The sequence below is a fragment of the Niallia sp. genome (genome assembly GCF_031978665.1).
Lineage (GTDB): Bacteria > Bacillota > Bacilli > Bacillales > Cytobacillaceae > Niallia.
The window spans coordinates 50478-58850 of record NZ_DALZDK010000035.1 but is presented as its reverse complement, the minus strand read 5'-3'; the positions used below and the strand labels follow the sequence as shown (position 1 = coordinate 58850).

Genomic DNA, 8373 nt, shown 5'->3' with positions numbered 1-8373 from the left:
AAAACGATTATTGTTGACGTTTGTTTGTTCAGTTTTCAAAGAGCAATTTGTTTCGCGTCGTCATCGGCGACTTTTTAATATTATCAGAAGTCATCTTCAGAGTCAACACTTTTTTTATTTCTTTTTTCTTTCGTCATTGCTTGTTTCAGCAACGAATATTAATATACCACCGTTTCACTCTCTGTGCAACTACTTTTTAAAAGAAAAAATATTCTTATTATTTAACGTATTTTATTCCTACTTTGAGTTTAAAAAATAACAACTAAATTTTATACAGATCTTTCTTCCAAATACCATCTTTACTTACACTCTCTTCTATATTGTACTGTCTACTCTGTTTTAATACCTTCCCTCCATTCCTACCTCCTAAACAAATCTGTTAATAACAGAACACAATACACGAAAAAACAGAAGATTGTCTGCCTTATATAGAACATTTAATTCTTATTAATCATCCAGCAAGTATCGTATCTATTTAGAAATTATCGGCTGCGTAAAGAAACTACTGTAACTTACTACTACATGACACTTTCCACCGAGCTTACTAAACCTCCTCAGATGAAAGCTGTTTTTTTGCTAACCACATCATCTATTACATGAATTCTGGCCACTCAGTGTATATTAACCTATCGAAAAACAACAATAGTATAAACTAACCTAAAAAAACAGGGTACCTCCTTAAAGGTACCCTGTCTCTTTTTAGCGATGTCTCATTAATGGGAATAACAATACATCTCTGATAGACGGAGAATTCGTTAACAGCATAACTAGACGGTCAATACCAATACCTAGACCACCTGTTGGAGGCATACCGTATTCTAACGCTTCTACAAAATCCTCATCCATTAAGTGCGCTTCATCATTTCCTTGCTCACGCTCTTTTAATTGCGCTTCAAATCTTTCTCGTTGATCAATTGGATCATTTAATTCAGTGAAGGCATTCGCATGCTCTCTACCTACTATGAATAATTCAAATCGATCTGTAAAACGAGGATCTTCCTCATTTTTCTTCGCTAATGGCGAAATTTCTAATGGATGACCGTAAATAAATGTAGGCTGAATTAATTTTTCTTCTACTCTTTGCTCGAAGAATTCATTAACAATATGACCATATGTCATATTATCATTGATTTCTATATTATTTTCTTTCGCTAATTTTCTAGCCTCTTCTACACTCATCTCAGGCCAGAAATCTACACCTGTGTATTGCTTGATCGCATCTACCATATGAAGTCTTGTCCATTCCGGCTTCAAATCAACTTGATAATCTCCATATGCTACTGTAGTAGAACCATGGATTTCTTGTGCAATATGAGCTACTAAATTTTCTGTAAGACTCATAATATCGCGGTAATCGGCGTAAGCTTCATAAAGCTCTATCATTGTAAATTCGGGGTTATGTCTTGTTGATACACCTTCATTACGGAATACTCGACCAATTTCATATACTTTTTCTAATCCACCTACTATTAATCTTTTAAGGTGAAGCTCAATAGCAATACGCATATATAAAGGCATATCTAATGCATTATGGTGCGTAATAAACGGGCGCGCAGATGCTCCACCTGCAATGGAATGCATCATCGGTGTTTCTACTTCTAAATATCCATGGCTATCTAAATATCGACGCATTGATTGAATAATTTTACTGCGTAGAATAAAGGTATTTTTGCTTTCTTCACTTGAAATTAAATCTAAATAACGTTGACGATAGCGTTGCTCAATGTCTTTTAAACCATGGAATTTATCAGGTAAGGGGCGCAAAGCTTTTGTAAGTAAAGTAAAATCTTTTACTTTAATAGAAAGTTCCCCTACATTTGTTCTAAATAGAACACCCTCAACACCAACAATATCTCCCAAGTCCACAGAGTTGAAAATAGCATATTGCTCTTCTCCTACATTGTCTTTCCGAACATATAATTGAATCTGTCCTTCAAGATCTTGAATATGAGCAAATCCAGCTTTCCCTTTCCCTCTTTTGGTCATTACTCTACCAGCAATTGTAACAGTAATATTCTTTTCCTCTAGCTCTTCTTTCTCTAGAGATTCATATTGTTTTTTTAAAGCTTCTGATAAATGAGTTCTATCAAAACGTTTACCAAACGGATCTATTCCTTGTTCACGTAACTCATTCATTTTGTTACGTCTAACTAGTAATTGGTCATTTAAGTTTAATTCTTCATGACTCATGCTTAATCATCTCCACTATCTTTTTATGTATGATCACCTAAAAAAGGAATCGTTCAATTTTATACATACTTTATTATTCTACACAATGTCACGATTACAGACACTAAAAAAGAAAAAAAACTGTCAGATTTTTATCCAACAGCTTTATTTTTACACATATTACAGGAAATTTAAACAGTTACCTTCAAATTAACCTACTTGGATTTCAGATTGATCTCTAGCTTCTACTTCTAGCACCAGTGCATTTAATACTGTAGCTAACTGTTCTCTTGTTTCACATTGATTAATTGCAGTTCTTGCTTTTGCATTTCCTTTAATCCCTTTTAAGTACCACGCGGCATGTTTACGCATTTCTCTAACTGCTACATACTCACCCTTTAAGCTGATTAAACGATCCAGATGAAGCAAGCATACATTTATCTTTTCACGAGCAGATGGATCGCCTATTAATTCGCCTGTTTCTAAATACTTAACCGTACTATAAATCATCCATGGATTTCCAAGTGCAGCTCTACCAATCATTACACCATCACAGCCTGTTTCTTCTAACATTCTTTTAGCATCTTGTGGTGTTTTTACATCTCCATTTCCCATTAAAGGAATATTGATAGATTGTTTTACTTCACGGATAATATCCCAGTTGGCCGTTCCTTCATATAGTTGGACACGTGTACGACCATGTAAAGCAACAGCAGCTCCACCTGCACGCTCGACCGCTTGTGCATTTCTTACCGCATAAATATGATCTTCATCCCAGCCCATACGCATTTTAACCGTAACAGGTTTATCTACATTTTCTACAACCGCAGAAACCATATCATAGATTTTATCTGGATCCAGCAACCATTTAGCGCCCGCATCACATTTTGTAATTTTCGGTACCGGACAACCCATGTTAATATCAATAATATCGGCATTGGTATTCTTATCAACAAATTGTGCAGCTTGTACTAACGTTTCTTTTTCTCCACCAAAAATCTGTAAGCTCAGCGGATTTTCCCGTTCATCAATATAAAGCATGTTCATTGTTTTTTCATTTTTTAAGACAATCCCTTTATCACTGATCATTTCCGCACAAACAAGACCCGCTCCAAATTCTTTAACCGTTAGGCGAAAAGCAGAATTCGAAATGCCAGCCATCGGCGCAAGTACCACACGGTTGCTTATTTCAACATTTCCTATCTTAAACAATCGTTTTACCTCCTTGATTCATCACCCTTATTTATTTTGATGTGGATCTAACTCTTCTCTTGTTATCTTTAGCACACCAACAATAGAATCAATCATCTCTTCTGAAGGCATACGATTCCCCCGCTCAATCTCTCCTAAAATAGAAACAGAAACAAGCAACTCTTTCGCTAGACTTTCCTGTGTATATCCTTTTAGCTTTCGAAAAGCTCGAATACGTCTTCCCCATTTTTCTGTTGTTTCCATACCCTTACTCCTTCTCTATCTGGCAAAAGCTTCAAACTCTCTTTTAAAAGCAATGATTTATTTGGTAACTTTATGTCTGGAGCAATTTCTATTAATGGAACTAAAACAAATGCTCGCTCTTCTATTCGTGGATGTGGAATAATTAGCTTATCTGATACTATATTTTCATGATTATACAATAAAATGTCAAGGTCTATTGTTCTAGGCCCCCATCTAATTATCCTTTTTCTCCCAAGTTCATTTTCGATGTTTTGGCATTCTTCTAATAGTGAATAAGCATTTAATGACGTTTCAATCTGTACTACAATATTTAAAAATAGTGCTTGCTCCTCATATCCAACTGGATCGGTCTCATATATAGATGAAATATTTACCACTTTTATCTGTTTATGATTACGAAGCATTTGCACTGCCTCACACAAGTATACCAATCGATTACCTATATTCGATCCTAATGATAAATAAACTTTATTCATCCTTTTCTCCGCCTCGTAATTTCTACAGCAACCGATTTATAATGACCTGGAATAGGAGGATCTGGTTTAATAATCCGAACAGTTATGCCCTCAATGAGGGAATAGGATGCCAACAGTTTCTTTGCAATATTCTCTGCGACTGCTTCTATTAATTGATATGGCTTCCCTTCAACAATCTCCTTCACATCGAAGAAAAGCTGTCCGTAATTAACCGAATATTGTAGATCATCCGTTTCTCCAGCCTTTGCTAAATCCACCTCTACTTGTAAATCTACAATAAAACGTTGACCTAACTTCGTTTCTTCTTTAAAAACTCCGTGGTAACCATAAAACTCCATTTGATTTAATAGTATCTTATCCACTATACTCTCCCTTTCCCATCAAAGCATCCATCATACGTACCATTCGCGTCATTTCTTTCACATCATGCACTCGAATAATATGGCATCCTTTTTGAATACCATAGCAAACAGTAGCTCCCGTTCCTTCCAATCGTTCTGTTACAGGTAAATTTAACACATTACCAATCAACGATTTTCTCGAAGTAGCAAGCAGCACTGGATATCCCATATCAACAAGCTTATCTAAACCCCGCATCATTTCCAAGTTTCCATTCAAATCCTTTGCAAAGCCAATACCAGGATCAAGAATAATTTTTTCATCAGAGATCCCTGCCGCTTTTGCAATTGCAATGCTTTCCTGTAAATCAGTTATTACATCTTCTAAAAAAGATGTGTAGTTAAGATTATCCCTATTATGCATTAATATAATCGGAGCTTGATATTCTGCTGCAATAGCCGCCATTTTAGGGTCTCTCTTTCCCCCCCATATATCATTGATAATGTGCGCACCTGCTCGTAAAGACTGTCTCGCCACTTTTCCTTTATACGTATCAATGGATAAAGGAACATCTACCTCCATCTTTAATCGCTCAATAATCGGAATTACTCGGTCCAGTTCTTCCTCTACCGAAATTTCTGTGTATCCAGGTCTTGTGGATTCGCCACCAATATCGATAATATCAGCTCCGTCCTCCACCATCTGTATCGCACGCTTCAGCGCTGTTTCTATTTTGTTGTATTTTCCTCCATCGGAAAAGGAATCAGGATTTACATTTAAAATTCCCATCACCATCGTTTTTTGATTAAAATCCAATGTGTATGGACCACACTCTATTTTATTTATCATTCCTTTATTCCTCCTAATTCTTTTACCGACCATAATTGATTGGAATACTTTCTATATTCTTTATGAAATACACTAGCAATAGTGCCTTTTAAGCCTTTATAGCCATATGTATCTATTCTTTTTATCGGAATTATCTCCTGGATAGAATTCGTTACAAATACCTCTTCTGCATCCGCAAGTATATCCAACGGAAACATGCCTTCTTTTATAACGATTCCCATATTCTCTGCAAGGGATAAAATAAACTGTCTCGTAATCCCATTTAATATACCCGTTCGCAAGCTAGGAGTATAGAGCATTCCATTGATGACCCAGAAAAGATTAGAAGTAATTCCTTCTGCCAAATAGCCTTCATTCGTTAAAAAAATCCCTTCTATAGTCATATCCGTGCCAATCTCTCGTTTAGCAAGGATATTATTAAAAAAATGATGGGATTTTAAGCGAAAAGCTCCTTCTGGGGTATTTCTTGGAATCGTAACTATTTGTCCCGTTTTTTCCATTATTCCCTCCGCTTTAGGAAGTGGCTTTATATACACAATTGTATTCGGGGCTATATATTGATCTGTTTGGAGCCCTATCATTCCATTTCCCGCTGAAACATTCCAGCGAATATATGCATTTTTAATATCATTTTTTTCCAAAAGATATTGAATAACTGAGACTATTTCTTCTCTACCAAAAGACTTCTCTATATTCATCTCTTGTAAGCCTTCATTTAATCGATGTAGATGGTCATCTAATAGAAAAGGATGTCCATCGTATACACGAATTGTTTCAAATAAGCCTAATCCATACATAAATCCATGATCAAAAACAGATATAACCGCCTCTTCTTCTGGGATTATCTGCCCATTTAAGTACATATACATCTTATCGCTTGCTTCCTTCTCTATAATATTGAATGAAATTCTGCAATATTTCCATACCAGCTTCTGTCATAATTGATTCTGGATGAAACTGTACACCTTCAATCGGAAGTTCCTTATGTCTAATCCCCATAATCTCCCCTTCCTTTGTCCAAGCAGTTATTTCTAAACACGAAGGCAATGTTTCTTTTTTGATAATTAAGGAATGATAGCGTGTAGCCGGAAAAGGATTGGGCAAGCCTTGAAAAATCGTTTTGTTATCATGGTAGATCAACGAGGTTTTTCCATGCATTAAATTAGCTGCTCGGACAACATCCCCTCCAAAAACCTGACCGATCGCCTGATGGCCTAGACACACACCAAAAATCGGCATTTTACCAGCAAAGTAGCGAATCGCCTCCAAGCTAATCCCAGCTTCATTAGGAGTACACGGACCTGGAGAAATCATCAAATACGAAGGATTTTCTTTATTTATTTCCTCTAAAGACGTTTTATCATTTCTTTTCACTTGTAATTCTTGTCCTAATGAACCTAAATATTGCACAAGATTATAAGTGAAAGAATCATAGTTATCAATCATATAGATCATTCGATTCCACCTAATTCCTCTTCCGCTAATTCTTTCGCATTCCACAGCGCTCTCGCCTTTTTCATGGATTCTTTGTATTCATTTGCAGGGATAGAATCAATTACAATCCCCGCACCAGCTTGAACATATGCTTGATTTTCCTTTACCAACATCGTCCGTATCATAATATTTAGCTCCGTATCATGGTTAAAGCCAATCCATCCTAATGAGCCTGTATATGGTCCGCGGCGGACTGGTTCAAGTTCTTCAATAATTTCCATCGTTCGTATCTTCGGCGCACCCGTAATCGTTCCACCTGGAAACATGCTATCAATAAGATCATACTCATCTTTATCATCTGCTAGCCGACCTTTTACATTAGATACAATATGCATCACATGGGAATACTTTTCGATAACCATAAATTCATTTACTCGAACACTCCCATATGCACATACTCTCCCTAAGTCATTCCTTTCTAGATCTACTAACATTACGTGCTCTGCTCTTTCCTTTTCACTTTCCATCAATTCATTAGCAAGTGCCAAATCCTCTGCTTCATTCTTACCACGTGATCGCGTTCCCGCTATCGGTCGCGTGCTCACTTGCTGCCCTTTCTTTTTTACTAAAAGCTCTGGCGAACCACTTACTAACTGGAACTCAGGTGTATGGAAATAGCCCATGTACGGAGAAGGATTTAAAACTCTCAGCTGCTTATAAACCTCAAGTGCAGACACATGCAAGGCTTTAGCCTGTCGAACAGATAAGTTAACTTGGAATACGTCTCCTGCAGAAATATATTCCTGAATCTTGCGCACGGATTGTTGAAATTCATTATCTTCAATCGATACCTTTACTCCTTCAGATTTTCCTACATCACCTTGCGGACGTTCCATTTTATTTTCTCCTGTCCAACTTATCGCATAGGTTTCTATTTTATCCTGAATAATAGTTAACTGATTCTCTGCATATAATCCAGAAATCCAGAGTTCATTTTCTTTATGGTCGTAAGTAAACCACTCTTCAAACAATAAAAAAAACACATCCGGAATATTCAAATCATCTTTTGTCTGATTCGGAATTTTTTCGATATAACGGATATAATCATAACTAATAAACCCAAGCGCACCCCCTTGAAAATCAGGTAGCTCTGGACTCGATTCCACAACATATTGATTCATTACTTGTTTTATAGAATGAAGGGGATTACCTTCAATTATGGTAGTCCCTTGTTCATTCATCACTTCTAAACGATTTTCTCTACCAATCATTTTTACTACTGGCGAAAATGCACCAATACTATATCTGCCACCGCGTCCACTTTCTAATAGAACATAATGGGACTTATCTTCAGCAAGGGTTAAAAAATGCTTAAAAAATTGATCATGTGATAAAGGAATAGTCTTACTATATATCTTGTAATTCTTCAATTAGGCTTCTCTCCTTACAATTTATCTGTTCTCATCATACAGGATGCATAGAAGGAAATACAAAAAAACTACCTATTTCTGCACACATGTAATTTTTATCCCAAAATCGAGTAGAGGGAAAATAAGATGATTATTTTCGCCCCTCTCACGTAGTAAGTGATAGCTCCTTTTTTGGTTAGCCTTTGAGATACGCTCATACTTTCCACCATTAATACATTCGG

At 36.3% G+C, this 8373-nt stretch carries 9 protein-coding genes; all 9 read right to left on the bottom strand.

Translation table 11 applies throughout. The annotated features are described in order from the left end of the window. Window positions 1-699: 699 nt before the first annotated feature. Window positions 700-2190 (bottom strand): lysine--tRNA ligase, encoded by a 1491-nt coding sequence (gene lysS, locus RTL21_RS18015; protein ID WP_312097831.1) that lies wholly within the window; start codon window positions 2188-2190, stop codon window positions 700-702. Window positions 2191-2379: 189 nt separating this feature from the next. Beyond that, a complete protein-coding gene (gene dusB / locus RTL21_RS18010; protein ID WP_312097829.1) occupies window positions 2380-3381 on the bottom strand; it encodes a tRNA dihydrouridine synthase DusB in 1002 nt (333 codons plus the stop codon). A 27-nt stretch (window positions 3382-3408) separates the two neighbouring features. Next, window positions 3409-3624: a helix-turn-helix domain-containing protein gene (locus RTL21_RS18005; RefSeq protein ID WP_016204768.1), complete on the bottom strand. Its 216-nt coding sequence runs from the start codon at window positions 3622-3624 to the stop codon at window positions 3409-3411. Beyond that, on the bottom strand, window positions 3573-4100 hold the full coding sequence (gene folK / locus RTL21_RS18000; protein ID WP_312097826.1) for a 2-amino-4-hydroxy-6-hydroxymethyldihydropteridine diphosphokinase: 528 nt from the start codon (window positions 4098-4100) through the stop codon (window positions 3573-3575). The genes RTL21_RS18005 and folK overlap by 52 nt, the downstream gene beginning before the upstream one ends. Beyond that, a complete protein-coding gene (gene folB / locus RTL21_RS17995; RefSeq protein WP_312097824.1) occupies window positions 4097-4462 on the bottom strand; it encodes a dihydroneopterin aldolase in 366 nt (121 codons plus the stop codon). The genes folK and folB overlap by 4 nt, the downstream gene beginning before the upstream one ends. Further along, window positions 4455-5288 (bottom strand): dihydropteroate synthase, encoded by an 834-nt coding sequence (gene folP, locus RTL21_RS17990; protein ID WP_312097822.1) that lies wholly within the window; start codon window positions 5286-5288, stop codon window positions 4455-4457. The genes folB and folP overlap by 8 nt, the downstream gene beginning before the upstream one ends. Then, window positions 5285-6157: an aminodeoxychorismate lyase gene (gene pabC / locus RTL21_RS17985; RefSeq protein WP_312097820.1), complete on the bottom strand. Its 873-nt coding sequence runs from the start codon at window positions 6155-6157 to the stop codon at window positions 5285-5287. The genes folP and pabC overlap by 4 nt, the downstream gene beginning before the upstream one ends. A gap of 1 nt (window position 6158) precedes the next feature. Further along, window positions 6159-6743 (bottom strand): aminodeoxychorismate/anthranilate synthase component II, encoded by a 585-nt coding sequence (pabA, locus tag RTL21_RS17980; RefSeq protein ID WP_312097818.1) that lies wholly within the window; start codon window positions 6741-6743, stop codon window positions 6159-6161. Further along, a complete protein-coding gene (locus RTL21_RS17975) occupies window positions 6740-8152 on the bottom strand; it encodes an anthranilate synthase component I family protein (protein WP_312097816.1) in 1413 nt (470 codons plus the stop codon). The genes pabA and RTL21_RS17975 overlap by 4 nt, the downstream gene beginning before the upstream one ends. Between the last annotated feature and the right edge of the window lie 221 nt (window positions 8153-8373).

What these genes read in the sequence shown, in the direction of transcription:
- folP (WP_312097822.1), bottom strand. Translation starts at nt 5,288, where the DNA reads ATGATAAATAAAATAGAGTGTGGTCCATACACATTGGATTTTAATCAA.
- folK (WP_312097826.1), bottom strand. Translation starts at nt 4,100, where the DNA reads ATGAATAAAGTTTATTTATCATTAGGATCGAATATAGGTAATCGATTG.
- lysS (WP_312097831.1), bottom strand. Translation starts at nt 2,190, where the DNA reads ATGAGTCATGAAGAATTAAACTTAAATGACCAATTACTAGTTAGACGT.
- pabC (WP_312097820.1), bottom strand. Translation starts at nt 6,157, where the DNA reads ATGTATATGTACTTAAATGGGCAGATAATCCCAGAAGAAGAGGCGGTT.
- pabA (WP_312097818.1), bottom strand. Translation starts at nt 6,743, where the DNA reads ATGATCTATATGATTGATAACTATGATTCTTTCACTTATAATCTTGTG.
- RTL21_RS18005 (WP_016204768.1), bottom strand. Translation starts at nt 3,624, where the DNA reads ATGGAAACAACAGAAAAATGGGGAAGACGTATTCGAGCTTTTCGAAAG.